The 25,801-nt window shown below is 75.5% G+C and carries 17 protein-coding genes; 10 read left to right on the top strand and 7 right to left on the bottom strand.

Translation table 11 applies throughout. The features are described 5' to 3' along the window. From ACQEU6_RS45620 to ACQEU6_RS45585, 8 genes are all read left to right on the top strand, one after another. Positions 1 to 1,431: a maltokinase N-terminal cap-like domain-containing protein gene (locus tag ACQEU6_RS45620; protein ID WP_499340037.1), complete on the top strand. Its 1,431-nt coding sequence runs from the start codon at positions 1 to 3 to the stop codon at positions 1,429 to 1,431. 253 nt (positions 1,432 to 1,684) lie between these two features. Beyond that, entirely contained in the window at positions 1,685 to 2,587 is a 903-nt protein-coding gene (locus tag ACQEU6_RS45615; protein ID WP_499340036.1) for a C40 family peptidase, read from the top strand. Positions 2,588 to 2,718: 131 nt separating this feature from the next. Further along, positions 2,719 to 3,570: an SAM-dependent methyltransferase gene (locus ACQEU6_RS45610; RefSeq protein ID WP_499340035.1), complete on the top strand. Its 852-nt coding sequence runs from the start codon at positions 2,719 to 2,721 to the stop codon at positions 3,568 to 3,570. Between the two features lie 147 nt (positions 3,571 to 3,717). Further along, on the top strand, positions 3,718 to 4,629 hold the full coding sequence (locus ACQEU6_RS45605) for a metal ABC transporter solute-binding protein, Zn/Mn family (RefSeq protein ID WP_499340034.1): 912 nt from the start codon (positions 3,718 to 3,720) through the stop codon (positions 4,627 to 4,629). A 5-nt stretch (positions 4,630 to 4,634) separates the two neighbouring features. After that, positions 4,635 to 5,294 (top strand): metal ABC transporter ATP-binding protein, encoded by a 660-nt coding sequence (locus ACQEU6_RS45600; RefSeq protein ID WP_499340567.1) that lies wholly within the window; start codon positions 4,635 to 4,637, stop codon positions 5,292 to 5,294. Continuing rightward, positions 5,291 to 6,181, top strand: coding sequence for a metal ABC transporter permease (locus tag ACQEU6_RS45595; protein WP_499340033.1), 891 nt, complete (start codon positions 5,291 to 5,293; stop codon positions 6,179 to 6,181). Before ACQEU6_RS45600 ends, ACQEU6_RS45595 begins: the two co-directional genes overlap by 4 nt. 182 nt (positions 6,182 to 6,363) lie before the next feature. Further along, positions 6,364 to 7,422 (top strand): rod shape-determining protein, encoded by a 1,059-nt coding sequence (locus tag ACQEU6_RS45590; protein ID WP_499340032.1) that lies wholly within the window; start codon positions 6,364 to 6,366, stop codon positions 7,420 to 7,422. A gap of 79 nt (positions 7,423 to 7,501) precedes the next feature. Continuing rightward, positions 7,502 to 8,440 (top strand): MBL fold metallo-hydrolase, encoded by a 939-nt coding sequence (locus ACQEU6_RS45585; protein ID WP_499340031.1) that lies wholly within the window; start codon positions 7,502 to 7,504, stop codon positions 8,438 to 8,440. Between the two features lie 7 nt (positions 8,441 to 8,447). On the opposite strand, the gene ACQEU6_RS45580 is transcribed toward ACQEU6_RS45585, so the two are convergent. Genes ACQEU6_RS45580 through ACQEU6_RS45560 form a run of 5 tightly spaced genes read right to left on the bottom strand, consistent with a single transcriptional unit; the run spans position 8,448 to position 18,316 of the window. Continuing rightward, positions 8,448 to 10,397, bottom strand: a complete 1,950-nt coding sequence (locus ACQEU6_RS45580) for a YehQ family protein (protein WP_499340030.1) — start codon at positions 10,395 to 10,397, stop codon at positions 8,448 to 8,450. After that, positions 10,394 to 11,560 (bottom strand): VWA domain-containing protein, encoded by a 1,167-nt coding sequence (locus ACQEU6_RS45575; protein WP_499340029.1) that lies wholly within the window; start codon positions 11,558 to 11,560, stop codon positions 10,394 to 10,396. The genes ACQEU6_RS45580 and ACQEU6_RS45575 overlap by 4 nt, the downstream gene beginning before the upstream one ends. Beyond that, positions 11,557 to 13,866, bottom strand: a complete 2,310-nt coding sequence (locus ACQEU6_RS45570; protein WP_499340028.1) for a DUF5682 family protein — start codon at positions 13,864 to 13,866, stop codon at positions 11,557 to 11,559. The genes ACQEU6_RS45575 and ACQEU6_RS45570 overlap by 4 nt, the downstream gene beginning before the upstream one ends. Beyond that, positions 13,866 to 15,020, bottom strand: a complete 1,155-nt coding sequence (locus tag ACQEU6_RS45565) for an ATP-binding protein (protein ID WP_499340027.1) — start codon at positions 15,018 to 15,020, stop codon at positions 13,866 to 13,868. The genes ACQEU6_RS45570 and ACQEU6_RS45565 overlap by 1 nt, the downstream gene beginning before the upstream one ends. Further along, positions 15,017 to 18,316 carry a DUF4132 domain-containing protein gene (locus ACQEU6_RS45560; protein ID WP_499340026.1) on the bottom strand — a complete coding sequence of 1,100 codons (3,300 nt, stop codon included), beginning with the start codon at positions 18,314 to 18,316 and terminating at the stop codon, positions 15,017 to 15,019. Before ACQEU6_RS45560 ends, ACQEU6_RS45565 begins: the two co-directional genes overlap by 4 nt. A 144-nt stretch (positions 18,317 to 18,460) precedes the next feature. Between ACQEU6_RS45560 and ACQEU6_RS45555 the strand changes: the two genes are divergently transcribed. Both ACQEU6_RS45555 and ACQEU6_RS45550 read left to right on the top strand, forming a co-directional pair. Then, complete coding sequence (locus tag ACQEU6_RS45555; RefSeq protein WP_499340025.1) at positions 18,461 to 19,570, top strand: cystathionine gamma-lyase; 1,110 nt, start codon at positions 18,461 to 18,463, stop codon at positions 19,568 to 19,570. A 64-nt stretch (positions 19,571 to 19,634) separates the two neighbouring features. Continuing rightward, the gene (locus ACQEU6_RS45550) at positions 19,635 to 20,249 is read left to right on the top strand and encodes a hypothetical protein (RefSeq protein WP_499340024.1); all 615 of its coding nucleotides are present in this window, start codon (positions 19,635 to 19,637) and stop codon (positions 20,247 to 20,249) included. On the opposite strand, the gene ACQEU6_RS45545 is transcribed toward ACQEU6_RS45550, so the two are convergent. Then, a complete protein-coding gene (locus tag ACQEU6_RS45545) occupies positions 20,246 to 22,405 on the bottom strand; it encodes a DUF4132 domain-containing protein (protein ID WP_499340023.1) in 2,160 nt (719 codons plus the stop codon). The two genes, ACQEU6_RS45550 and ACQEU6_RS45545, sit on opposite strands and share 4 nt — an antisense overlap. Before the next feature lie 16 nt (positions 22,406 to 22,421). Further along, positions 22,422 to 25,775, bottom strand: coding sequence for a DUF4132 domain-containing protein (locus ACQEU6_RS45540; RefSeq protein WP_499340022.1), 3,354 nt, complete (start codon positions 25,773 to 25,775; stop codon positions 22,422 to 22,424). Positions 25,776 to 25,801: the final 26 nt, after the last annotated feature.

The raw sequence follows: 25,801 nt of genomic DNA, 5'->3' as shown, positions 1-25,801 counted from the left end.
GTGCTTCCTCCAGAGCCGGACCTCGTCCGGGACCTCGCCGACTGGCTGCCCCGGCAACGGTGGTTCGGCGGCAAGGACGGCCCCATCCACGACCTCGCCATCGGCACCGCCACCGAACTCCACCCCGGCGACCCCGCCCTGCACCACCTCATCCTCGACGTCCACCAGGACGGCACCACCGACCACTACCAGCTCCTCCTCGGCGTCCGCCGCGACCTGCCCGACCGGCTCCGGCACGTCGAGATCGGCGGGCCCTGCGGCGACCGTTCCGCGAAGGCCCGCCTGTACGACGCCGCGCACGATCCGGAGCTGACCCGGGTACTGCTGGAGGACCTGGAGAGCGGGGCGTCCGTGGGCCCGCTGCGGTTCCACCACGCCGGCGGCTCCCGCATCCGGACGGACCTGGCGAGCCTGCCCATGACCGCGGAGCAGAGCAACACCTCGTTACTGTTCGGCGACGAGTACATCTGCAAGCTGTTCCGCCGCCTGTCCCCCGGCGTCAACCTCGACCTGGAGGTCAACCTCGCGCTGACCCGCGGCGGCTGCGCGCACGTCCCGGCGGTCCTCGGCTGGATCGAGCTGGAACCGGGGCGCGGGGCGGGGGCCGGCGGGGAGCCGGTGACGCTCGCGCTCCTGTCGGACTACCTGCACACCGGCGTGGACGGGTGGAGCCTCGCGATCGCCAGCGTCCGCGACTGGTTCGCGCACACGCCCCCGCCCGGCGGCGACGAGTGGGCGGAACTGGACGCGAGCGCCGCCGGCGGCGACTTCGCCGCCGAGGCCGAACGGCTCGGCACGGCCACCGCGCAGGTGCACCGGGCGCTCGCCGACGCGTTCGGGGTGACGGTCGTCCCGCCCGCGGAGGTCCGCGCGATGGCCGCGCGGATGAACGCCGAGCTGACCGGCACCTGCCGGGCGGTGCCCGGTCTCGCGCCGCACGCCAAGGCGCTCACCGAGGCGTTCCTGGACCTGGCGGCGCGAGCGGAGCCGCTGCCCGTCCAGCGCGTGCACGGCGACTACCACCTCGGCCAGGTCCTGCGCACCGAGTCCGGGTGGACGGTGCTGGACTTCGAGGGCGAGCCGGCGCGGACGCAGAGCGAGCGCCGGGCCCTCGCGCACCCGCTGCGCGACGTCGCCGGGATGCTCCGCTCGTTCGAGTACGCCGCGCGGTTCCTCATCACCAAGGCGGGCGCGGTGCCGCGCGAGTCGGGGCCGCGGCTGGAGACCCGGGCGCACGCCTGGGCGGCGCGGAACCGCGCCGCGTTCTGCCGCGGCTACGCGGCGGGAGGCGGGCCGGATCCGGCCGCCCACTCGGTGCTCATCCGCGCGTTCGAATTCGAGAAGGCCGTCTACGAGGTGCGCTACGAGGCGCGGAACAGGCCGGCCTGGCTCGCCGTTCCGCTGAAATCGCTCGCCCATCTGACCGCCTGATCAAAGACACTGAAGCCCGCATCCAATTCCGCACCATGATCACGTAAAATCGGGCCGCTCTCACAATTCCGTGCCGATCAACGGGTATCCGATCCTTCGGCGGGATGATGATCACCTGCCGATTCCCGAACGGAAACAGGAGAGCAGAGGAATGTCCACCGCACGCCACTCGCAGGAGACCGGAAGCGCAAGCGCAAGCGGAGCGATCCCCGGCCATAGCGGCCGCGGCCGGGGGGCCGACCGAAAACGGGGCATGCTCCGAACGGCCGTCACGGCGACGGTGACCGGGCTCGCGCTGACGGTCCCGCTGGGTTCCACGGCCTTCGCCGCGCTCAACCCGACGGTGCTGAAGAGCCTGCACCTCGACGCGGCCACCCTGGAGAGGGTCCAGGCGTACGACAAGTACCGGACGAAGGAGACCGTCCAGCGCAAGCGCGCCAAGAAGGCGCTGCGCTTCGCCCGCAAGCAGCTCGGCAAGCCGTACCGGTGGGGCGCGGACGGGCCCGGCGGCTACGACTGCTCCGGTCTCATGATGGCCGCGTGGCGCCGGGCGGGCGTCAAGATCCCCCGGGTCACCTACGCGCAGTACCGCCAGGTGAACCGGAAGGTGCAGATGGGCGATCTCAAACCCGGGGACCTCATCTTCTTCCACGGCCGCAGCCATGTCGGCATGTACGTGGGGCACGGCCGATTCCTGCACGCGCCCAATTCGGGCAGCAGGATCCGCATCGACAAGTTCGGGGCGGCGCGCAAGAGGCAGTTCGCGGGCGCGGTGCGGCCCGGCGCCCCCGCCTATCGGGAGTGGTCGCCGTCCGTGCGGGAGCTCGTGGACAAGATAGACCGGATGAGCGCGGAGAAGCGGTCCGCACAGCCCCCTGATAGCGAGCGGACCCCCCAGATTCCGCCACGAAGTAGCACACATTCGAAGAAATCCGACAATCCCCCGATCACCGCCCCCGGACACATCCCGGCGAAGAAGGCCGCGCCACCCGGCGGCCACCCCGCGAAGCCGGACGATTCCGCGGCACAGGCTCCGCGAAGCGACAGACCGTCGAACGAGTCAAAGCCTGAGCCCCGGCCGAGAGCCGTGGCGCACCCCAGACCCTCCTGGGACGACCCCGGCCTGGAGCCGTGGGCGAAGTACGTCTCTCCCTAGCCCCTTTCCGCCGCTCCGGCGTCGTGCGCGCGGCGCACGACGCCGGGGCGCGCGTCACGCTCGGCCCGCCGCCGCGGGCCGGGGTGGCGGCAAGCCCCCGCGCCGGGCCGCGGCGGGGTACCGTTCCCCCTGTGAACGATCAAGACAGGCCGTCCCTGGCGGACATCCCCCACGACGTCCCGACGTCCGCCCGCGCCTACGGCTGGCTGCTCGGCGGCAAGGACAACTACGAGGTCGACCGGCAGTTCATCCGGGGGCAGCTCGAACACCACCCCGCCGGGCTCGACATCACCCGGCAGAACCGCCTGTTCCTGTACCGCGCCGTGCGGTACCTGGCCGCCGAGGCCGGGATCCGCCAGTTCATCGACATGGGCTGCGGCCTGCCGACCGACGCGAACGTGCACCAGGTCGCCCGCGAGTTCACGCCGGACGCGCGCGTCGTCTACGTCGACATCGACCCGATCGTCCTCGCGCACGGGCGGGCGCTGCTGGCCGGCGACTCCTCGACCACGGTCATCCAGGGCGACATGCGCGACCAGGAGGCCATCCTGGCCGACGCGGAGGTCGAACGGCTGATCGACTTCGGCGAGCCGGTCGCGACGCTGTTCCTGTCGGTCGGCCACCACCTTCCCGACGCCGACGACCCCCGCCGCGTCCTGCACGCGATCATGGACCGGGCCGCGCCGGGCAGCCACCTCACCTTCTCCCAGGTCGCCTGCGACGACCCGGCGCGCAGCGCGCAGATGAACGAGCAGGTGCGCGGCGCCGGGATCCCGTGGCAGACGCGGACGCCCGCCGAGATCGACGCGCTGCTGTCGGACTTCGAGCCCGTCGAGCCGGGCCTGTGCAACCTGGTCGACTGGCGCCCGCTGGACGTGCAGCCGCCGCTCGCCCCCGTCCCGCCGGAGCTGGAGCAGTACGAGGGCGCCTCCAAGCTGGACCGCGGCATCTACGAGTACGGCGGAGTCCTCCGCAAGCGCTAGAGCGACCGCCTCGAAGGCCGCCGACCCGGGACCGGGACGGCGGCCTTTCGCGTGCGGGGGGTTGCCGAAGCGGCAAGCGGACCGGACCAAGGGGGACGATTCATGTTAAGTTGCCACTGAAAATCGTTTTCATTTTCAGGAGCTTCCATGATGTCTGCTCAGCGCACCCGCGTCCTCGGCGCCGGCGCCGCCCTCACCCTCGCGGCGCTCGGAGCCGCCGCCTGCGGGTCGTCCTCCGGCGCCGGGGCCGGAGAGGCGGTCTCGGTCGTGGCCTCGACCAACGTGTACGGGGACATCGCGCGGCAGATCGGCGGCGACAGGGTGAAGGTGACCTCGTTCATCAGCGACCCCGCGCAGGACCCGCACTCCTTCGAGGCGGGCACGCGCACGCGGCTCGCGCTGTCCAGGGCCGGGGTGGTCATCGAGAACGGCGGCGGCTACGACGACTTCATGGAGACGCTGCTCCGGGGCTCCGGGTCGAAGGCCCGGGTGCTCAACGCCGTCCAGATCTCCGGGAAGACCGCCCCGAAGGGCGAGGAGCTGAACGAGCACGTCTGGTACGACCTGCCCTCCGTCGCCCTGCTGGCCGACCGGATCTCCGCCGCGCTCGCCGGGGCCGACCCCGGGAACGCGCGGACGTACGCGTCGAACGCCGCCTCCTTCAAGACGCGGCTGAAGGCGCTGGAGGAGAAGGTCGCGGCGGTCAGGGCCGCGCACTCGGGGGACGGCGTGGCCGTCACCGAGCCCGTCCCCGTCTACCTGCTGGAGGCGGCCGGGCTGGTCGACCGGACCCCGGAGGAGTTCGCCGAGGCGGTCGAGGAAGGGGACGACGTCCCGCCGCGCGCGATGCGCGACACGCTGGCGCTGCTCGACGGCGGGAAGGTGCGGGCGCTGGTCGTGAACGTGCAGACGAGCGGACCGCAGACCGACAGGGTCAGGAAGGCGGCGGCCGAGGCGGGCGTGCCGGTGGTGCCGGTCACCGAGACCCTCCCCGCCGGGCGGGACTACGTCGCCTGGATGGACGGCTCCATCGCCGCGCTCCACAAGGCGCTGTCGTGATCGCCATGCGCGGCGCGGCCCTGTCCTACGGCGAGCGGACCCTGTGGCGCGGGCTGGACCTGGACGTGCGGCCCGGCGAGTTCCTCGCCGTCGTCGGCTCCAACGGGTCGGGGAAGACCAGCCTGCTCAGGGTGCTGCTCGGGCTCCAGCGGCTGTCGTCCGGAACGGTCGAGGTGGACGGGCGCCGCCCCCGGCGGGGCAGCGGCGCCGTCGGCTACGTCCCGCAGCACCGGGCCGTCCCGCCGCACACCCCGCTGCGCGCCCGCGACCTCGTGCGCCTCGGAATCGACGGGCACCGCTGGGGCCCCGGGCGGCCGCGCAGGGACGCGCGCCGCCGGGTCGACGCCCTCCTCGCCGACGTGGGCGCCGCCGCGTTCGCCGACGTCCCGGTCGCGCTCCTCTCGGGCGGCGAGCTGCAGCGCGTCCGGGTCGCGCAGGCCCTCGCCACCGGCCCGCGCGTCCTGCTGTGCGACGAGCCCCTGGCCTCCCTGGACGCCGAGCACCAGCGGGTCGTCGCCGGTCTGGTGGACCGGCACCGCCGCGACCACGGCACCGCCGTCGTGTTCGTCACGCACGACATCGACCCGGTCGTCCCCTTCGCCGACCGGATCCTGGACATGGGCGCCGGCCGCGGCGCGCAAACTTCCCGCCAGGAGACCGCATGAGCTGGCAGGAGGCATGGCACGAGATCTTCAACTTCCAGGACTACGGGGCGCTGCTCGGGCTGGTGCGCAACTCACTCGTCGCGGGGGCCGTGCTCGGGCTGGTCGGCGGGCTCGCCGGGACGTTCGTCGTCATGCGCGACCTCGCGTTCGCCGTGCACGGCATCAGCGAGCTGTCGTTCGCCGGAGCGGCGGCCGCCCTGCTGGCCGGGGCGAGCGTGGCGGGCGGCTCGATCGCGGGGGCGCTGGCGGCCGCCGCGCTGATCGGGGTGCTCGGCGCGAAGGCGCGCGACCGCGGGTCGGCGATCGGCGTGCTGATGCCGTTCGGGCTCGGGCTCGGCGTGCTGTTCCTGTCGCTCTACCAGGGGCGGTCGGCCAACAAGTTCGGCATCCTCACCGGGCAGATCGTCGCGATCGACACGCCGCGGCTGTCGTGGCTGCTCGCGACGTCGGCGGTGGTGCTGGCCTGCCTCGCCGTCATGTGGCGCCCGCTGGCGTTCGCCAGCCTGGACCCGGACGTGGCGGCGGCCCGGGGCGTTCCCGTGCGGGTGCTGTCCCCGGCGTTCATGCTGGTGCTCGGCCTGGCGGTGGCGGTGTCCGTGCAGGTCGTCGGCGCGCTGCTGGTGCTCGCGCTGATCTGCACCCCGGCCGCGGCCGCGGTGCGGGTCACCGCGTCGCCGGTGCTGGCGCCGCTGCTGAGCGCCGCGCTCGCGACGGTGTCGGTGCTGGGCGGGATCCTGCTGTCGATCGGGTCCAGCATCCCGATCAGCCCGTACGTCACCACGGTCTCGTTCCTGCTGTACGGGGCGTGCCGCGCGGCGGGCGCCGTCCGGGCCCGCCGCGGGTGGACGGCGCGGCGGGGCGCGCGGCCCGGGACCGTCCCCACATGATCTTTTGGCGCCCGCCCGGGATTGCGTCCCGGGCGGGCGCCGCACCGCGCTCCGCGTTCCCGACATTTCGGATCCTGGATCGCCAGGTCGTTGCGATTCGCTTACCCGGGCGTGGGCATCGCCGCAGGTAGCACGGGAATCATCTGGACTCTTGCGACGAACAGGGCGATTGGGAGGGCGCGATGTGGGACTTCGCGGGCCGGGACACCGCTATCGACCTGGGCAGCTCGACCGTGCGGATGCATGTGAAGGGCCGCGGCGTCGTGTGCCGCGAACCGTCGCTGCTCGCGCGCTCCCGGGACACCGGGCGCATCCTCGCCCTCGGCGCCCCCGCGCGGGAGATGGCCGGACGCAACCCCGAGGTCACCCTCGTGCGGCCCATCCGCGAGGGCGCGCCGACCGAGACCGACGAGGCCGAGTACCTGATGCGGCACCTGGTGCGTCGCCACCACCGGCGCCACTACACGGCGCGACCGCGCCTGGTCGTCACGGTGCCGAGCGGGCTGACCTCCGTCCACTACCGGGCGCTGCAGTTCTCCGCCTACCAGGCGGGCGCGCGGCGGCTCACGCTCGTGCCGACGCCGATCGCCGCCGCCATCGGGATGGGCATGACCTCCTGCGCGCGGCCCGACATCACGGTGATCGCCGACATCGGCGCGGACGTCACCGACGTGGGCGTCATCGCGTTCGGCGGCCTGGTCACCTCGCACACCGCGCACGTCGGCGGGTCGGCGCTGGACCGCGCCATCGCGGCGCTCGTCCGCCAGGAGCACGGCATCGCGGTGTCGCTGCCGGCGGCGGAGGCGGCCAAGCTGGAGGTCGGCGCGGTGCCGCCGCTCGGCCGCCGCCCGGTGCGGCAGACCGTCGTGCACGGGCGCGACATCGCGACGGGCATGCCGCGCGGCGTCGTCCTCACCACCGTGGACGTCGCCCGCGCGATCTCCGCTCCGGTGGCGCGGATCGTGGACGCGATCGGCGCCGGGCTCGCCGGCTGCTCGCCCGAGATCTCCGGCGACCTGCTCGGCGTCGGCATCACGCTCACCGGCGGCTGCGCCCGGCTGCCCGGCCTGGAGCGGCTGATCCAGGACCGGACGGGCCTGGGCGCGCGGGTCGGGGACGACACCGGCGACGCGGCCGTGCTCGGCGCCGGGGAGGTGCTGCGCTCCGCCGGGTCGCGGGAGCCGTCCGCCCGGGAGGTCTCGCCGCGCCCGCACCTGCTGACGAGCCTGGCGGAGTACTGACCGCGGCCGACCGCCGGGAGGGCCGCGGCCCTCCCGTCGCCGCGGTCGCGCTTCCGATGCCGGTTACACTTCCACACCCATGAGCGACGCACCCGAACGCGAGGGACCGGGCCGCCCGCGGCTGGAGGAGGTCTCCGACGGGATCTTCGCCTACGTCCAGCCCGACGGCACCTGGTGGATCAACAACACCGGCTTCCTCACGGGCGCGCGGGGGGTGACGAGCGTCGACTCCTGCTCGACCGAGCGCCGCACCCGCGCGTACCTGGAGTCGATCCGGTCGGTCACCGACCGTCCCGTCCGGACGCTGGTCAACACCCACCACCACGGCGACCACACCTTCGGCAACTACCTGTTCTCCGGCGCGACCGTGGTCGGCCACGAGGGCACGCGGGAGGGCGCGCTCAGCTGGGGCATGCCGTTCGACGAGCCGTTCTGGACGAAGGTCGAGTGGGGCGACGTCGAGATCGAGCCGCCGTTCCTCACCTACACCGACGGCGTGACGCTGTGGGTGGACGACCTGCGCTGCGAGGTCCGGCACGTCGGGACGCCCGCGCACACCACCAACGACTCCATCGTGTGGATCCCGGAGCGGCGCGTGCTGTTCTGCGGCGACCTGCTGTTCAACGGCGGCACCCCGTTCCTGATGCAGGGGTCGGTCGCGGGCGCGGTCCGGGTGCTGGAGGAGGTCGTCGCGCCGCTGGGCGCGGAGACCATCGTCCCCGGGCACGGACCCGTCGCCGGTCCCGAACTCGTCGACCGGGTGCTCGGCTACGCGCGCTTCGTCCAGGCGACGGCCGCCGAGGCCAAGCCGGCCGGGCTGTCGCCGCTGGAGGCCGCCCGCGAGGCCGACCTCGGCCCGTACGCGGAGCTGACCGACCCCGAGCGCCTGGCGGGCAACCTCCACCGCGCCTACGCCGAGCTGGACGGGCACGCGCCCGGCGCGCCGATCGACCTGGTCGCCGCCCTGAACGACATGGTCGCCCTCAACGGGGGCCGCCCGCTCACCTGCCGCGCGTAGCGGCGCGTCAGCGCAGTTCGGCCGCCGTGACCAGCCGGATGTGGGCGGTGGCCCAGGCGCGGGTCATGCCCTGCGGGTCGTCGGCCGCGAGCGCGGCGGTGAGGGCGGCGAGCGTCCCGGCGGACGTGCGGAGGCCGGCGCGCTCCAGCGCCTCGCCCGCGCGGGCGAGGCGCTCCCGCGTCCCGGACGGCGGACGCAGCAGGCCGCGGTGGGCCGCCTCGGCGCAGGCGGCGAGCGCCTCGTCCAGTGCCCGGGCCAGCGGATCGGGCGCGGCCGCGGGCGGCGCCCCGAGGGCGGCGGTGCCGTCGCCGGGGGCCAGGTCGGGGACGACGGGGCCGTCCTCGGTCAGCACGGCGAGCGGGTCGATGACGAGGCCGCCGCGGTCTCTGCGGACGGCGCCCGAGACGAACCGGGCCCCCGCCGTGAGCGCCCCGGACAGGGCGTCCAGCGCGGCGGGGCGGTGCGGGCTGTAGTCGGCGCGGACGACGGCGGCGGTGCCCGCCGCGTCGGCGACCACGGCCTCCAGCCGCTGCGCCCCGGGGTGGTAGCCGATCTCGCGGACCTCGGCGATCTCGACGACGCGGACCAGCTCGGCCTCCACGCGGGGCCGCACGAGGCGGGGCGGCAGCGCGTCCAGGGCCCGCCCCGCGGCGGCCAGGTCGCGCACGAGCAGCGCGGCGGGCAGGCCCTCCCAGGCGTCGCCGAGCGGGGTGACCGTCGTCCTGGCGATCCGCCCGGCGGCGACCCGGACGACCCGCCCGGCGCTGCGCGAGGCGCTCTCGGACACGACGTTCGCGGCGGCGAGGGACCGCAGCGGCGACCCGAGGACGCGGCGCCCGGCGAGATCGGCGCCGGTGAGCCCGTCGCCGTCCGGGACGTCCCAGCGCCGTTTCAGCACCAGGACGATGCCGGTGCCGGTGTGCGCGAGGTAGACGTCGGCGGTGCGGGCCGCGCCCGTGCCGCCGACGCGGCAGCCGAGGGCGGCGAGGCGGACGCGGCGCAGCGGCGTGTCCGCGGCCTCCTCCGTGCCGAGCACCTGGGAGCGGGCGGCGCCGCCGCGCGCGGCGCGGTGCCGGGCGTGGACCTCGGCGAGCAGCTCGGCGACGCGCGCCGGGTCGTGGTCGGCGCGGCGGTCGTGGTGGGCGGCCAGCTGCGCGGCCAGGTCGGCGAGCGCGGCGGCGGGCCAGTGCAGGCCGGCCGCCCCGAGGTCGGCGGCGGTGCGTCCGAGCGCGGTCGCGAGGACGGGCCCGGCGTGCGCCGCGCCCTCCAGGAGCACCTGGTCGGCGAGGTCGAGCGCGGCGTCGAGGCCGTCCCCGCCGGCCTTGGCCGAACCGCCGACGTCCAGCCGGACCTCCTCGCCCGCCAGGCCGCGCTCGTCGGCGGCGCGGAACGCCCAGACGGCGAGCACGGTGACCTCGCCGCGCACCGCCGCCACCGCGTCGGTGTGGACGTAGCCGAGTTCGCCCCGCACCAGGAACCGGACCGTGCAGGCCGGCAGCTCCACCTGCGCCACCGGGTCCTGCGCGGTGGGGCGGCGGATCTTCGCCGAGTACCCGGCGCGGAGGCTTCGGCGGGCGGCGGTGAGGGCCCGCCGCCCGAGGACGCGGGCGAGCGCGTCGTCGTCGAAGGCTCCCGGAGACCAGCCGGCCGCCGGCTCCGGGGCCCCGGTGGCCTCCGGCCCGGCGGCGGTCCGCTGATAGGCCAGGACGAGGCAGATCCGATGCCGGCACGTCCCGGTCGCCGCGCACGAGCAGCGCGCGGCCTCCAGGCCCGCCCCGGCGGGCAGGGACGTCATGGTGCCGTCGGGGAAGGCGCCGTCGATCCCGCCGTCCGGGGCGACGGTGATCTCGGGGCCGCCGCCGGCGTCCAGGTCCTTGGCGGCGCGCTTGACCAGGCCGCGGTTGGCGAGGGCGGCGAGCGCGTCCGGGGTCAGCGCGAGCAGGTCGGCGCGCGTCATCGGCCGATCCGTTCCGCGACGAACCCGGCGAGCTGCCCCGGCGTCATCGCGCCGACGTGGGCGCCCTCGTCGGCGAGGCGCTGCGCCGTCCTCCGGTCGTAGGAGGGGTTGGCCTCCTCGTCGAGCGCCGCCAGGCCGAGCACCTGCGTGCCCTGCTGGACGAGCCGCCGCACCTCCTCGACGAGCCGGTGCTCGTTCCCGCCCTCGTAGAAGTCGGTGATGACCGCGACGATCGACCGGCGCGGGTTCTCCACCAGGCCGGCCCCGTAGGCCACGGCCCGCGCGATGTCGGTGCCGCCGCCGAGCTGCACCTTCATCAGCAGCTCGGCCGGGTCGGTCACGTCGGAGGTCAGGTCGACGACGGAGGTGTCGAACGCGACGAGGTGCGTCTTCAGGCCGGGCAGCCCCCACAGGCACGCGGCGGTGACGGCGGCGTGCACGACCGACCCGAGCATGGAGCCGGACTGGTCGACGAGCAGGATCATCTGCCACTGCTCGACGTGCCGCCTCGTCCGCGACACGAACCGCGGGTTCTCGATGTAGAGGCGGCGCTCGTCCGGCCGGTAGTGGGCGAGGTTGGCGCGGACGGTGCCGTGGAAGTCGAAGTTGCGGGAGTTCTTCACCCGGCTCGGCCGCCGCGAGCGGGTGCCGTGGAACGCCTGCCGGACCTCGGTGACCAGCCGCTCCATCAGCTGCCGGACGACGGCCTCCACGATCCTGCGGGCCAGCGCGAGGACCTCGGGGTTCATCAGGTGCTTGGTCCGCAGGACGGCGCGCAGCAGCGCCTCGTCCGGCGCGACGCGCTCCAGCACGGCCGGGTCGGTGACGATCTCGTGGATCTCGTACCGCTCGACGGCGTCGCGTTCGAGCCGCTCGATCGTCTCCCTGGGGAAGAGCCGGTGCACGGCGTCGAGCCAGTCGACGGTGGTGAGCTGGGACGGCCCCGTCCCGCCGGTGCGGTCGTCGCCCTGCCGGTCGGCGTCGGCGCCGCCGCCCGCGCCGGAGCCGCGCCGCACGCCGCGCCTGGCGAGGTCGGGGTCGCGCCCGTACAGCCAGCCGAGGGCCGCGTCCCGTTCGGCGGCCTCGCCGTCGAGCGCGCCCGTGCACGACTCGGCGGGCGAGCCGAGGACGAGCCGCCATCGTTCCAGGTCGGGCGGGATCACGATGCCTCCTCGCTGGGCGGTGCGGTGGGCGGGTCCTCCGCGTCCGCGGCGAGGCCCGCCGCCGCGAGCGCCCGGTCCACGCGGGCGTCCAGGGCGAGGGCCTCGGCGGTGAGCACCGGCGAGGCCGGCGCGCGGAGCAGCGCGCGGGCGGAGCCGCGCAGGTCGCGGCGGTCCAGGAGCCCCTGGGCGATGGCCGCGCGCTCGCGGGGCGGGAAGAACTCGAACGCCTGCCGCAGCGCGGGCAGCGCGACGAGGAAGTCGTCCTCGCTCAGCCCGGCGACCAGCTCGTCCAGGACGCCGAGGAGGGCGGCGCCCGGGTCGAGCACCTCCTGCCTGGCCAGCGCGAACAGGCCGGCGAGCCAGTCGCCGAACGTCGCCGGGACGGCGGCGCCGCGCAGCGCCCGGGCCGCGTCGGAGGCGTCGCCGAGGACGCGGGCGAGCCCGAACGCGGCGCCGCGCAGGTCGGGCGGCGCGCCGGATCCGGCGGCGACGCGGCGCGCGACGCCGAGCGCCGCGTCCCGGTCGAGGCGCAGCGCGCCGGAGGCGTGCAGCAGCGCGTCGCGGACGGCGGCGAGCGCGCGGAGCCGGCGCAGGTCGGCGGGCGCGGGACCGCCGCGCACGCCCTCGGCCAGCCACAGGATCCGGTCGGCGCACTCCTCGATGACCGTGCCGAACAGGGGGCTGCCGGCCGTGCCGAGGACGCGGTCGTGGCGCCACAGCCCGAGGACGGATCCGAGCGCGGCGCCGAGCGCGGCCATGTCGGAGGAGCCCGCGATCCCGGCGGAGATGGACTCGGCGATCCGGCCGGACTGGTCCGCGCAGCCGCACAGCGCCGCGTCGAACAGCACGCCCGCGAGGCGCTCCATGTCGGCGCCCGCGGCGTTCATCCGCTCGTCCAGGGCGGCCGCCGCGGCACCGGCCAGCGTCGGCCCGTAGGCGCCCGCCTCGATGAGCGCGGCGTGGCGGCGCCCGTCGCGGTCGGAGGCGTCCACGGTCCAGCGCTCCTCCAGCACCGGGTCGGCGCCCGAGTCGGGGCCCGAGTCGCGGTCGGCGAACGGGATCCGCAGAACGCGCAGGCGGTGCAGCACCCGGCTGCGCTCCAGGCCGCGGGGGGTCGCCAGCTTCAGCGCGACCGGGCCGTCGCGGTCGATCCCGAGGCGCCTCAACTCGGCGGTCACGTGGCCGACGAGCGGCGGGGCGGGGGTGTCCGGGTGCAGGCGCCCGGTCCGGTCGCCGCTCAGCGCGTCGACCATCTCGGCGACGGCCGGGTGCGCCCCCGGCGCGAGCACGCCGCGGGAGGTCCACGGGAGCCGCTGGTCGAGGTCGTCGTTCACCAGCGCGGCCACCAGGCCGTCGAGCAGGTCGGTGCGGGCCGGCGCGGGGTGGCCGCGCAGGCGGGTGAGGCCGCCGGTGAGGGTGCGGGCGGCGATCAGGTCGGCGGTCGACACGACCTGCCCCCGCTTGCGCAGCCGGGCCACGACCGTCTCCACCAGCGCCCCGGCGGCCGCGTCGGGGCCGTCCTCCCAGAGCCGCTGGTAGTACTCGGGCGACGGCATGCCCGACTGGTAGCCGGTGAACGCGTCGAGGCGCCGGAACGAGTACGGGACGAGGAAGCTGCCGCCGGTGGCGTCGCCGGGCGGCTCCGGCACGCTCGGCCACGCCGTGCCGCCGGACGCGGCGAGGACTTCGAGGGCCGGCTTGTGGAAGCCGCCGGTCACCACGACGACGGGGCGGTCTCCGGCGTCGGCCTCGGCGGCCCGCACCCACTCCGCCATGTAGGACTCGCGGGCGGTGTCGTCCTCCCCGGCCTCCGCCTCGCCCCGCAGGAGGGCGAAGTACGCGCCGAGCCGCTCCCCCGCCCCCTCGGCGTCGATCTCGAACAGGTGGTCCCAGAGGATGTCGGTGTTGTCGACGGCGAACTCCCGGCACAGCCGCGCGGTCACCTCGGCGTAGCGGCGCTCGGCGTCGGCGTAGCGGTTGCTGCGGCCGGCGAACGCCGGGTGCCAGGCGGGCAGGTCGATGAACCGCAGCTCCGCCCCGGCGGCCCGGCCCTCCTCCAGCGCGACCCATTCCGGGGAGTAGGCGCAGAACGGCGACCAGGAGGCGTGCACGCGCTCGTCGTCCCGGTAGTGGCTGAAGACCGCGACGGGCGGCTCGTGCCCGAGGAGCAGCTCGCCGATCCGGTCCCCGAAGTCGGCGGGCCCCTCCACCAGCACGTACGCGGGCCGCAGCCGCCTGATCGTCTCCCGGACGAGCCGGGCGCAGGCGGGGCTGTGGTGCCGGACGCCGACGAACGTGGCGGCCATCAGCCGGGCAGCAGGTGCCGGGCGGCGTGCAGCGCCTTCCACTGCTCCCCGTCGCGGCGGGGAGCCTGCTGCTCCAGGTAGCGGCGCAGCCGGGCCAGGTCCTCGGGGTTGTCCTTGGCCGCGGTGCCGGCGAGGCTCTCGACGATGTCGGCGGCGCCGCCCGCCTCGCCGCGCAGGAACCAGCCGCGCACGCCGACCTGGTGGGCGACCGACACCGCCTCGGCGGTGCTCATCACCGCCGACAGGCGGTCCATCGACCGGCCCTCCTCGGTGGTGGCGTCGCGCAGCTCCCGGAACACGGTGACGAGCACCTCGAGGACGTCCCGGCGCGGCGCGACCTCGACGCCGCTGTGCTCCAGCAGCCGCCCGGCCTCCTGCTCGACCAGGTCAAGCTCGGTCGCGAAGTCGGCGATCGGGAACACCGTCTCGAAGTTGAACCGCCGCTTGAGCGCGGCGCTCATCTCGTTGACGCCGCGGTCGCGGGTGTTGGCGGTCGCGATGATGTTGAACCCGTCGCGGGCGAACACCATCGCGTCCGCGCTCTGCCCCCCGTGGGAGGGCGGCGCCGCGCCGCCGGAGGCCGCGCGGGACAGCTCCGGGATCGCCAGGACGCGGTCGGACAGCGGCGACAGCAGCGAGTCCTGCACCTCCAGCGGGCAGCGGGTGATCTCCTCGAACCGGACCACCCTGCCCTCAGCCATCCCGGTGAGCAGCGGCGCCGGGACGAGGGAGCGCCTGGACGGCCCCTCCGACACCAGCAGCGCGTAGTTCCACGAGTACTTGATCTGGTCCTCGGTGGTGGCCGCGCCGCCCTGGATCGTCAGCGTGGAGGTGCCGCCGACCGCGGCCGCGATCAGCTCCGACAGCAGCGACTTCGCCGTCCCGGGCTCGCCGACGAGCATCAGCCCCCGGCTGGTGGCGAGGGTGACCAGGGCCCGGTCGATGAGGGCGGTGTCGCCGACGAACTTGCGGCGGACGCCGAGCGCCTCGTCCCCGACGATGAACCGCCGCGCGGCCGTCAGGCCGAGCGCCCAGCCGGGCGGCCTCGGCCCGGTGTCGCTCTCGCGGAGCCTCTCCAGCTCGCCGGCGAACCGGACCTCCGCCGGGGGCCGCTGGTGGCCGGGCGGGGTCTCGCTCTTGGTCGTGTCCTTCACTTCTCGGCCGCCTCGGCGAGGGTGGTCAGGTCGGACAGGATCTCGGACGCCGTGACGGGGTGCAGCTCGCCGAACCTCAGCGGGGTGCCCACTCTGATCCGGAAGTCGGTGGGCTCCTGCGCGAACCACACGACGTCGAGGACCTGGTGGTCGCCGGTGGCGTCGACGGCGCCGACCGCGATGCCGGGATCGAGTTGGATGACGGCGTACCGGTCGTCGGCGACGCGCCGGTAGATCCACCGCTCGACGCCCGCGTCGAGCGGTACACCGCGGTCCCAGCCCAGTTTGACCAGGCCGAGGACCTTGCCGAAGGGCACCTTCAGGCCCTCGAACCGCTCCAGCCGGCCGCTGCCGCGCTCCTGCTCGGTCAGCGCGTGGACGGGTCGGGCGAGCTGCGGGAACGGCTGCACGATCTCGTAGTCGGCGAAGACCTCCGACCACGCCTTCACCGCCTCCCCGAGGTCCAGCGGGTGGGCGATGCCGACGCGGGCCGATTCGGGCAGGGCGAACGCGTCGTCGCCGGCGTCGGCGAGCGTCCGGTCCTCTGCGATGCGGAACGCGGCGGCGGTGCGGCCGTCCTCCGCCAGCCAGACCAGGCGGCGGGCGATGTGCCAGACGAGCGGGTGCCGGACGATGTACTCGCCGAACTCGGCGGGCGTCCAGCGGCGCCGCGCCACCATCGCCCGCTCCAGCGTGCGGAGCTGGTCGGCGGCGACGGCGCGGACGTCCTTCTTGAGCCCGGCGAACGCCTTGAAGGCGGCGGGCGCGAGCTCGGGGTCGTCCTGGGCGCCGGGCTTGGGGAGGGACTTGCGCCGCCTGCCGTCCTCGTCGGCGACGAACGGCTTGAGCTGCTCGTCGAACCGGACGAGGAAGCGGCGGGGCCCGTAGTCGAGGGTCATGCCCCCCTCGTCGTCGAGGCCGAAGTCGGGGACGAGCCGGTCGGCGAGCTGGTCGGTGGTGAGGTCGAGCCGCTCCGCGACCTGCCGGATCCGCTCCTGCGCCTCCGCCTGGAGTCCCTTGAACTTCACCTTCTGGGCGATGCCGTGCAGATGCGTCAGCGCCACGTCGGTGCCGATCTCGGCGAGCACGTCCAGGCCGTGTACGGCGTTCTTGTGCCCGCCCTCCCCCGGCCACGCCCGGATGACGGGGGTGAGGAGCCGGACGGTGTCGTCGTCGCCGGTGCGGCCGAGCTGCCGCAGGGCCCACGCGTCCTTGGAGGGCTTGCCGGCGTCGAGCCACTGCCGGAACAGCGCCCACCCGAACTCCGCGAGGGTGCCCGGCGCGACCGCCTCCGCCAGCTCCTCGACCCTGTACGAGGTCGGGAGGGCGAGCATCCCGACCAGGTGACCGACCGCCTCCCGGGGCAGGGCGCGGTCGCGTCCCCGCAGCAGCACCTGCGGGAGCGGGGTCGGATCCATCCATGCGCCGATGACGGGAGCCTTGTCGAGGCCCGTCTCGACCGGCGGGGTGGACAGCAGGGCCCGGAGCGCCTCGGCGGCCTCCTCGCCGTGCGCGTCGCGGGCCGCGGCCACCACGCCGTCGAGGCCGCGCAGGTCACGCACGTACCGCAGGGCGGTCTCGGCGCTCCGCCAGTCCTTGGGCTTGTCGCTGAGCGCCGCCGGGACCAGCAGGGGCACCGCGTCGAGCCCGTGGCGGCCGAACCACTGGCGGGCGGGGACGAGGAGCGCGCCGCGCTTGACGAGCCCTCCCGCCATGAACGTCGCCACGCCGCCGTCCAGGTACGGCATCAGCGGCTCGCAGCAGTAGTCGGGAAACGCCTTGGCCGTCCGGATCGCCGAAGGCAGGGCGTCCAGTTCGTAGCGGGCCGCGAGCGGCCGCATCCACACGTGGGCCCACCGGACGCCGTAGCCCTTCCAGCGCGGCATGAGGGGACGGATCAGCTCCTCCGGCCCGTACACCATCAGCTGCACGTTGCCGGAGTCGTGGCCCGCGGACGTGTAGGCCTCGACCAGCGCCTCCCAGTCGGGGTCCTCCGGCCTCTCGGTCTTCGGGTCCCACTGGAGCCACTTCTGCCGCTCGCCGTCCCGCCACGCGAGTCGCGGCTCCGGGACGGCGAGGCCCTGCAGCACGGGGCGCCGCGGGGTCAGCCACGGCGGGTCGACGAGCACGGCGGGCAGCTCGCCCGGCGCCGCGTCCGGAACGCGGGCGGACGAGGCGGCGACGCGCCGGACGGCGGCGGCGACCTCCGCCGGCAGGTCGGGCAGCGCCGCGGCGACCAGTTCGGGGTTGGCCTCGATGTGGGAGGCGAGCAGGTCGCCGGCGTCCGCGCGGGCCAGCAGCCGCAGCGCCCGCATCGGGAACCGGCGCGCGGCCTCCCCGAGGGCGGCCCGGACGTGCTTGTGGTCGATCCGGTCGAGCAGCGCCTGGAATGCCTCGTCCGTCGGCAGGATCGCGACCGTCTCGTAGATGCGCTTGCGGTCGTCGGACTCCAGGGAGAGGCCGTCCGCCTGGGCGAGCAGGAAGGGCAGGACGCCGGGACCGATGCCGTCGGCCATGCTGGCGAGCAGGGCCCGGTTCGCGTGGCCGTAGAACAGGCCGCGCGCCGGGTACGCCGCCGCGAGCTGCTCCGGCTTGCCCAGCGCCGGCATGACCACCCCCAGGAGGTCGTGGCGGCGCACCTGCGGGGGCGGGGCGGCGCAGCACTCCTCGACCCAGTCCTCGCGGGTCGGGACGAGGTAGGACACCAGCCAGCCCGCGCACCATCCGGACCTGTACTCCGCGAGCCGCTCGACCGCGCCGGCGTAGTCGGCCTCGGACGCGACGGCCAGCAGCCCGCGGACGCGCCGCGCCTCCTGCTCCGGGATCCTGAACGCGTACTCGTCGGTGATGCGGTCGACGCCGACCCACGTTCCGAGCCAGTTGCCGCCGCCCTTCCGGGTGGCCTTCATGCGGCTCAGCTCGACCAGCGCGCACGCCGCGAACGCGAGCCCGTGCTCACCGACCCACGCGTCGACGTACGCCCGGTACACCTTGTCCTGCTGGTGGCCGCCCACGCCCATCGAGGCGGCGGCCGCGACCGCCGCCGCCCCGGCCGGATCGGCCTGCCCGTCCAGGTGCCGCCGCGCCGCCTCGGCCAGCTCGGGTTCGCCCGCGCCGCCCTCCAGCAGCGCCTCCACCACCCCGCGGCCGCCTTCCACGAAGTCCCGGACGGCGCGCGCCGCCGATCCGTTCACCTTGATCTTGGGACCGGGCGCGCCGCCGCGCCGCGCGTGCAGCGAACGCCGCCACGCGTCCGGGATCACCAGATCGTCCTCGCCGGGGAGCTGATCTTCCATGCCGCCCAACGGTAGAGGAGAGAGCCGACAAATCCGTAGGTTCCGATGAATGCAGCCGGTTCTCCGCACGCCCCGCGAGGGGCCCGGCCCGGGAGGGTTCCCGCAGGTGGGACGATGGGGGCGGACCTGCCGGGGAGGGCGCGCATGGAGATCGGGGACGGGACGCTGGCCGTGGGCGCCGGGCGGCCGGAGGCGCGGAACTTCGCGCCGGGGCTGCCCGGGCCCGTGTTCGCGGCGCACTACCACCTGGCCGGTGAGGCGAGCGGGCCCTACACCTACGGGCGCGACACCAACCCGACGTGGACCCTGCTGGAGGGGGCGATCGGCGAGCTGGAGGGCGGCGCGGAGGCCGTCGCGTTCTCCTCCGGGATGGCGGCGGTCTCGGCCGTCCTGCTGTCGCAGGTCCGGTCCGGCGACGTCGTGGTGCTGCCCGACGACTGCTACCACACGACCCGCGCGTTGAAGGAGCGCCTGGAGTCCTACGGCGCCGTGGTCCGGATGGGCCCGACCGCGGGCGACGCCCAGATCGGGCTGCTGGAGGGCGCGCGGCTGGTCTGGCTCGAAACACCGTCCAACCCGGAGCTGGACGTCTGCGACATCCGGCGGGTCTCCGAGGCCGCGCATCGGGCGGGCGCGCTCGTGGCGGTGGACAACACCCTCGCCACCCCGCTCGGGCAGCGGCCCCTGGACCTCGGGGCCGACTTCTCCGTCGCCAGCGACACCAAGGCGCTGACCGGGCACGGAGACCTGCTGCTCGGGCACGTCGCGACCCGCGACGCGGCCCTGGCGGAGGGGGTCCGGGTCTGGCGCAGGACCGTCGGCGCGATCCCCGGGCCGATGGAGGCGTGGCTCGCGCACCGGTCGCTCGCCACCCTCCAGCTGAGGCTGGACCGGCAGGCGGCCAACGCGATGGCCGTGGCGGAGGCGCTGCGGGGGCGTCCGCAGGTGTCCGGGCTCCGGTATCCGGGGCTGCCGGACGACCCGTCCCACGAGGCCGCGGCCCGGCAGATGCGCCGGTTCGGCTGCGTCGTGTCGTTCGCGCTGAAGGACGAGGCCACCGCCGAGAGGTTCCTCGCCTCACTGCGGCTCGTCATGCAGGCCACCAGTTTCGGCAGCGTGCACAGCTCCGCCGAGCGCCGCGCCCGGTGGGGCGGCGACGCCGTGGCGCCCGGCTTCGTGCGCTTCTCGGCCGGCGTCGAGGACACCGCCGACCTCGTCGCCGACGTCCTGCGAGCGCTCGCGGCGGCCGGGTAGCGCGAAATTCGCGCTGGGCGGCGGCGTCCTCGCCGCGATCTCGCCGTACGGGTTCGACGACGGCATGACGGGCCGCTACGCCTACACCTCCGACAGCTTCGCCATGTGCAGGCGGACCCTCGCCCGGCTGCGGCTGGTCCTGGACGCGGCGGGGCGGCGCCCCGCGTCGGTCGGCCTGCTCCCCGGCCGGTCGAGCCGGATCCTGGGGCTGGCCGCGGCGCGACTGCTCGGGCTGCCCGCCGAGCCGTTCGCCCCGGGCCGCCCCGGCGCGCTCGTGGTCGCCTACGACCTGAACGAGACGGACGTGGAGGGCCTGCGGGAGCGGGCCGAGGGGCAGGTGCTGTTCGAGCACGCGTCCTGCTGGACCGACCCGCCCGCGGTGAGCGCCGACGTCGCCGGGTTCCTGCACCAGGTGGCGGTGGCTCCCTGGGGCGAGCGGCTGAGGGTCGCGTCCGGCGGCGAGCCGGAGACCGCCCCGCCGGACGAGCGCCCCGAGGAGGAGCTCGCCGCCGAGATCGTCGCCGCCGAGCCCCTGGCCGACGACGACGGCGACGGGGCGCCGCCGGACCCCGACGAGCGTCTGGCGGGCTTCGTCCGGACGGTCGCCGGCCACTGGCTCACGGGGCCGAGGGACATGGTGCGCTCCCCCGGCCCCGTGCCGAGCAGCCGCTTCGCCTAGGAGGCGGTCAGGCCCGTCAGGTCGGCCAGCAGCTCCGAGACGAGGACCGGGTCGACGCCGGCGAGCCCGTTCTCGATCGCGCGGGACGGGTCGCCGGGCGCCGCGCCGATCCACACCCGCTCGATGGTCTGGACGGGGTTCAGGTCGACGTAGCCCACCGCGATGCCGGGGTTCAGGTCGACCACGGCGGTGACGCCGGGCGCGAGCGCGCAGGAGATCCAGCGCTCGATGCCGTTGTCCTGCGGCGCGCCGCGCCGCCACGCCGTGCGGGTGAGGCCGAGGAACCTGCCGGTGGGGACGGTCAGGCCCTCGAAGCGTTCCAGCCTGCCGCTCCTCCCCTCGCCGTCGGCGAGGGCGTGGACGGGGCGTCCGAGCTGCGGGAACGGCTGCAGGATCTCGTAGTCGGCGAACACCTGCGACCAGGCGGTCACGGAGTCGCCCAGCAGCACCGGGTGGGCGATCCGGACGTCCGCCGGATCGGCGAGCTCGACGGCCTCGTCGTCGAGGTCGGCGAACGTCCGGTCCTCGGCGAGCCGGAACGCCCGGTCGCCGCTCAGCCAGACCAGCCGGCGGGCGAGATGCCGCATGAGCGGGTGCGCGACGAGGAACGCGCCGAACTCGGCGCGCGTCCACGCGCGGCCCGTGACCATGGCCGACTCCAGCCGCGCCACCTCGGTGGCCGCGACCGCGCGGACGTCCTTCTTCAGTTCCGCGAACCGCCGGTGGGCGGCCGGGGCCAGGTCGGGGTCGTCCTTGGCGCCGGGTTTGGGCAGCGCCTTGCGCCGGGCCCCGCCCTCGTCCGACACCTGCGGCCTGAGCTGCTCGTCGAAGCCGACGACGAAGCGGCGCGGGCCGTAGTCGAGCGTCAGGGTCCCGTCGGCGTCCAGGCCGAAGTCGGGGACGAGCCGGTCGGCGAGCTGCACGGCCGTCAGGCCGCGCCGCTTCGCGATCTGCGCCAGCTTGCGCTGCGCCTCGCCCCGCAGCCCCTTGTACTGGGACTTCTGCGCGATGCCGTTGAGGTGCGTCAGGGCGAGGTCGGTGCCGATGTCGACCAGCGCCTCCAGCCCTTGGACGGCGCTGCTGTACCCGCCGCTGCGCCCCGGCCACTCCCTGGCCAGCGGGGCGAGCCTGCGGACGACCACGTCGTCGCCGAAGCGCCCGAGGGCCGACACCACGAACCCGCTGCCCTTGGGCATGCCCGCCGCCTGCCACGCCTCGAACTGCGCCCAGACGAGCGCGGTCAGCGACTCCGGCTCGCAGACCTGGGCGGCGCCGTCGACGACGCCGGTCACGTCGAGCCGGCCTCCCGGGCTCACCGTCAGGGCGAGGAGCAGGATGCGGACGGCGTCGCGCGGCAGTTCCCCGCCGTCCCGCAGGGCCGGGCGGGGAAGGGCGTCGGCGTCGAGCCACCTCGGCAGGGACGGCGCCCTGACCGGCGGTTCGACGGGCGCGGAGTCGCGAGGCGCGGCGGCCAGGAGCCGCGCGACCGCCTCGGCCGCCTCGTCCCCGTGGACGCGGGCGGCCTCCACGACGTCGCCCTCGATGATCCGCAGGGCCTTCACCGCGCCCCGGCGCGGCCCGACCCGCTTGCCCAGCGCGTCCGGCACCAGGTAGGGGACGGCGTCGAGACCGTGCCGTGCGAACCACGCGCGCGCGAGCTTCTGCGCCGACTTGAGCCGGTAGAGCCAGTCGGCGACCAGCCGGGCCACGTCGGCGGACAGGAACGGCAGCACGATCCGACCCGTCCCGTGGGGGTTCTGCTTGGCCAGCCGGACCGCCACGTCCCAGGCGGCGGTCTCGAAACGCGCCACGATCGGCTTGAGGGAGTGGTCGAAGTCCCACGTCACGTGCGGTTCCCACCCGGCCAGCAGGGGCAGCGCGAGATGTTCGGGCGCCTGCGCGAGGAAACCCGCCCGCGTGGGCTCGTAGCCCATCCACCCGTCGCGGAACCCCTCGGCGGCCTTCTCCCACTCGCCGTCCTGCCAGGAGCCGTAGGGGCTCACCTCGGCCCAGGTCTCGCGCTCGCCGGGCTCCCAGACGACCGCGCGGCCGTCCGGCGCGGCCAGGCCGGGGACGATGACCGGCTCGTCGCCGGCCGGCGGGGGCGTCGGCCGGCGCGCCCATGGCGGGTCCAGCAGCGCCTTCGGCAGATCCATGTGGGGGTTCTCTCTCTCAGGTGAGCGTCGCCAGGTCGGCGAGGATCTCGGAAACGGTGACCGGGTCGAGATCGGCGAAGGAGCCCGTGGGGCCGCCGCCGAGCCACCCCTGCTCGGGGCGACTCGCCAGGGCGACCGCGTCCAGCCGCTGTTCCGGCAGGGCGTCCACGGTGCCGACGGCGATGCCGGGATCGAGGTCGATGACGATGTACCGGCCTCCGGGCAGCCGCCGGGAGATGAAGGGTTCGACGCCCGCGTCCTGCGGGGCGCCGCGGTCCCAGCCGCGCGAGGTCAGGCCGAGCACCTTGCCGACCGGGACGGTCAGGCCCTCGAAGCGTTCCAGCCTGCCGCTCCTCCCCTCGCCGTCGGCGAGGGCGTGGACGGGACGTCCGAGCTGCGGGAACGGCTGCAGGATCTCGTAGTCGGCGAACACCTCCGACCAGGCGGCGAGCGAGCCGTCGAGGTCGACCGGATGCGCGACCCTGACCTCCGCCTGACCGGCGAGCTCGACGGCCTCGTCGTCGACATCGGCGAACGTGCCGTCCTCGGCGACGCGGAACGCGATCGTCCCCTCGTCCCCCTCCGGGCCGCCGGACGCGAGCCACACCAGGCGCCGGACGAGGTGCCGGACGAGCGGGTGCCCGGCCAGCAGCTCCCGGAACTCCCGCACGGGCCAGCGGCGCCGCGCGACCATGCTCGCCTCCAGGCGGCGGATCTGGTCGGCGGCGACGGTCCGCACGTCCTTCTTGAGCGCCGAGAACGCCTTGGAGGCGGCGGGGGCGAGCTCGGGGTCGTCCTTGGCGCCGGGCTTGGGCAGCGCCTTGCGGCGGGCGCCGCCCTCGTCCGACACCTGCGGCTTGAGCTGCTCGTCGAAGCCGACGACGAAGCGGCGCGGGCCGTAGTCGAGCGTCAGGGTCCCGTCGGCGTCGAGGCCGAAGTCGGGGACGAGCCGGTCGGCGAGCTGCTCGCCGGTCAGCTCCAGCCCGGCGGCGACCTCCTCGATCTTCTCCTGCGCCCTGGCCTTGAGCGCCTTGAACTTCACCCGCTGCGCGATGCCGTGCAGGTGCATGAGCGCCACGTCGGTGCCGATGCCGGCGAGGACGTCCAGGCCGGCGACGGCCTTGGCGTGCCCGCCGTCGCCCGGCCACGCCCGGATCACCGGGGTCAGCCGGCGGACGGTCCCGTCGTCGCCGGTCAGGCCGAGCTGCGCCAGCGCCCACCCGTCCTTGGACGGCGCGCCCTGCGCCTCCCACTGCCGGAACAGCCGCCAGCCGAACTCGGCGAGCGACTCCCCGTCGCACGCGTCGCGGACCGTCCGCACCCCCGCGTAGTCCTCGCCGGGCCGGGACATCGCGAGCATCGTCAGGACGTGCCGCACGGCGGCGTCCGGCAGCGCCCGCTCGCGGCCGCGCAGCAGGATCTGCGGGAGCAGCCGCACGTCGGCCCAGTCGCCGACGTGCGGCGTCTTCGCGGGCAGGACGTCCAGCGGGTCGGCCGTGAGCAGGGCCTGGACCGCGTCCGCCGCCGCGTCGCCGTGGACGCGGGCCGCCGCGACGACCGCCTCGGCGCCGTGCCGGGCGGCGACGAACCGCAGCGCGGCCTCGGCGGCGCGGCGCTGGGCGCCCGCCCTGCCGAGCGCGGGCGGCACCAGGGCCGGGACGGCGGCCGTGCCGTGCCGCCGGAACCAGGCCTGCGCGGTGCGGCCCGCCTGCTTGAGCCGGACGAGCCAGTCGGCCATCAGCCGCGCGACCTCGTCGCTCAGGAACGGCAGGAGGACGCCGCCCGCGCCCGCGGGGTCGCGCCGCGCCGCGTGGACGGCCGGGTCCAGCGCGTCGAGCTCGAACCGGGCGACGACGACCCGCATCCAGTCGTCCACGTACCACGGGTCGGGCGGCTCCCAGCCCGCCAGGAGCGGGCGGACGAGGTCCTCGGGCGCCTCGACGAACAGCACGGGCTGCTGGTGGGAGGACAGCGCACCGTGCTGGAACCTCTCCACCATGGCCGGCCATTTCATGCGCTCCACCCATCGCCACAGATGGTGGAGGTCCACCGTCCAGGCGTCCCGCTCGCCGGGCTCCCAGTCGATGAGGCGCGTGCCGGGCGAGGCCAGGTCCTTGATGACGACGGCCTTGGCCTTCGTCCGGGGGCGGGTCCACGGAGGGTCCACGAGCAGCGGCGGCAGGGCGTCGGCGGGCGCCTCCGGCACCCGGACGATGGTCTCGCGGAGTGCGTCGATCGCCGCGCGGGACTCCTCCGGAAGCTCCGGCAGCATCTCCTCCACCAGCTCGGGATGGGTGAGCAGGTGGGCTCGCAGCACCTCCCCGGCCTCCGGCGTCCCGGCGGCCGGGGCGAGCAGGCGCAGCGCCCGCCGCGGATGCGCCCGCGCGGCGGCGATCACCATGGGCAGGACGTACCTGTGGCCGGCCCGGTCCACGAGCGCTTGGAACGCCTCGTCCACGGGCAGCTCGACGAGCACGTCCAGCAGGCTCCGGAACGTGTCGGTCTGGGTGTACTGGCCCTCCAGGGCCTCGACCACCAGCGGCACCGCCCCGGACGGCCCGAGGCCGTCCACGAGGGTCGCGACGACGCTCGTCCTCCGGTCGTAGAAGCCGAGCGGCAGGGCGACCGGGTCGACCTGCTCCGGGTCGGCGAGCGCGCAGAAGAGCATCCACCGGTGCTGGGAGTGGGGCGGCAGGCCGATGACCGCCGGGTCGGCGCGGACCTCGTCCACCCAGTCCCGCCTGGTCGGCGCCAGGTAGGAGACGACCATCCGCTGGAGCGGCGTCCGGCGCCGTCCCGCCAGCTCATCGACGGCCCTCGCGTACACGTCGTCGTCCGCCGCGGCCAGCAGGGCGCGCAGGTGCCGCGCCGCGCTCTCCTCCGCCCACCAGCCGCCCTGGTAGTCCGACGGCCGCGCCCACCGGACCCCGGCCCAGGTGGCCTTGCTGCCCGCCTGAACGTAGTCGGACGTGACGTCGCTCAGTTCGGCGAAGGCGCACGCGGCGAACGGCAGGCCGTGCTCGGCGGCCCACGCGTCCCGGAACGGGTCCTTCCCGCGGGATCCGGGCAGGCCGCGCTTGGACACCGCGACGGTCGCGACCACCGCCGCGCCCAGCGCGTCGGCCTCGCCCTTCAGGTAGGCGCGGCCGTGCTCGGCCAGTTCGGGAGTGGTGCCGGGGAGTGCCAGGACGTCCTCGACATCGGCTCTGGCGGCCTCGACGAACGCCCTCGCCTTCTCGGCCGCGGCGGGGTCGATCCGCGCCCGCGGCCACGGCCCCGGCCGGTCCCGGCGGGGGTGGGCGACCCGCCGCCACGCGTCCGGCATCTCCCAGGTGCTCTCGTCGGCCGCCACCGGCCCCGCAGTCGCCATGAGGCATCACCGTAGGGGAGATCACC

Source organism: Spirillospora sp. CA-108201 (genome assembly GCF_050936235.1).
Lineage (GTDB): Bacteria > Actinomycetota > Actinomycetes > Streptosporangiales > Streptosporangiaceae > Spirillospora.
Note: the sequence above shows the minus strand (reverse complement) of the source record. Positions and strands in the feature narration are given on the sequence as shown.

Excerpts from the sequence above, each read along its gene's own strand:
- ACQEU6_RS45545 (WP_499340023.1), bottom strand. The coding sequence starts at position 22,405 with ATGGATCTGCCGAAGGCGCTGCTGGACCCGCCATGGGCGCGCCGGCCG.
- ACQEU6_RS45595 (WP_499340033.1), top strand. The coding sequence starts at position 5,291 with ATGAGCTGGCAGGAGGCATGGCACGAGATCTTCAACTTCCAGGACTAC.
- ACQEU6_RS45585 (WP_499340031.1), top strand. The coding sequence starts at position 7,502 with ATGAGCGACGCACCCGAACGCGAGGGACCGGGCCGCCCGCGGCTGGAG.
- ACQEU6_RS45570 (WP_499340028.1), bottom strand. The coding sequence starts at position 13,866 with ATGGCCGCCACGTTCGTCGGCGTCCGGCACCACAGCCCCGCCTGCGCC.
- ACQEU6_RS45550 (WP_499340024.1), top strand. The coding sequence starts at position 19,635 with ATGACGGGCCGCTACGCCTACACCTCCGACAGCTTCGCCATGTGCAGG.
- ACQEU6_RS45605 (WP_499340034.1), top strand. The coding sequence starts at position 3,718 with ATGATGTCTGCTCAGCGCACCCGCGTCCTCGGCGCCGGCGCCGCCCTC.
- ACQEU6_RS45590 (WP_499340032.1), top strand. The coding sequence starts at position 6,364 with ATGTGGGACTTCGCGGGCCGGGACACCGCTATCGACCTGGGCAGCTCG.
- ACQEU6_RS45615 (WP_499340036.1), top strand. The coding sequence starts at position 1,685 with ATGCTCCGAACGGCCGTCACGGCGACGGTGACCGGGCTCGCGCTGACG.
- ACQEU6_RS45580 (WP_499340030.1), bottom strand. The coding sequence starts at position 10,397 with ATGACGCGCGCCGACCTGCTCGCGCTGACCCCGGACGCGCTCGCCGCC.
- ACQEU6_RS45600 (WP_499340567.1), top strand. The coding sequence starts at position 4,635 with ATGCGCGGCGCGGCCCTGTCCTACGGCGAGCGGACCCTGTGGCGCGGG.
- ACQEU6_RS45555 (WP_499340025.1), top strand. The coding sequence starts at position 18,461 with ATGGAGATCGGGGACGGGACGCTGGCCGTGGGCGCCGGGCGGCCGGAG.
- ACQEU6_RS45540 (WP_499340022.1), bottom strand. The coding sequence starts at position 25,775 with ATGGCGACTGCGGGGCCGGTGGCGGCCGACGAGAGCACCTGGGAGATG.
- ACQEU6_RS45560 (WP_499340026.1), bottom strand. The coding sequence starts at position 18,316 with ATGGAAGATCAGCTCCCCGGCGAGGACGATCTGGTGATCCCGGACGCG.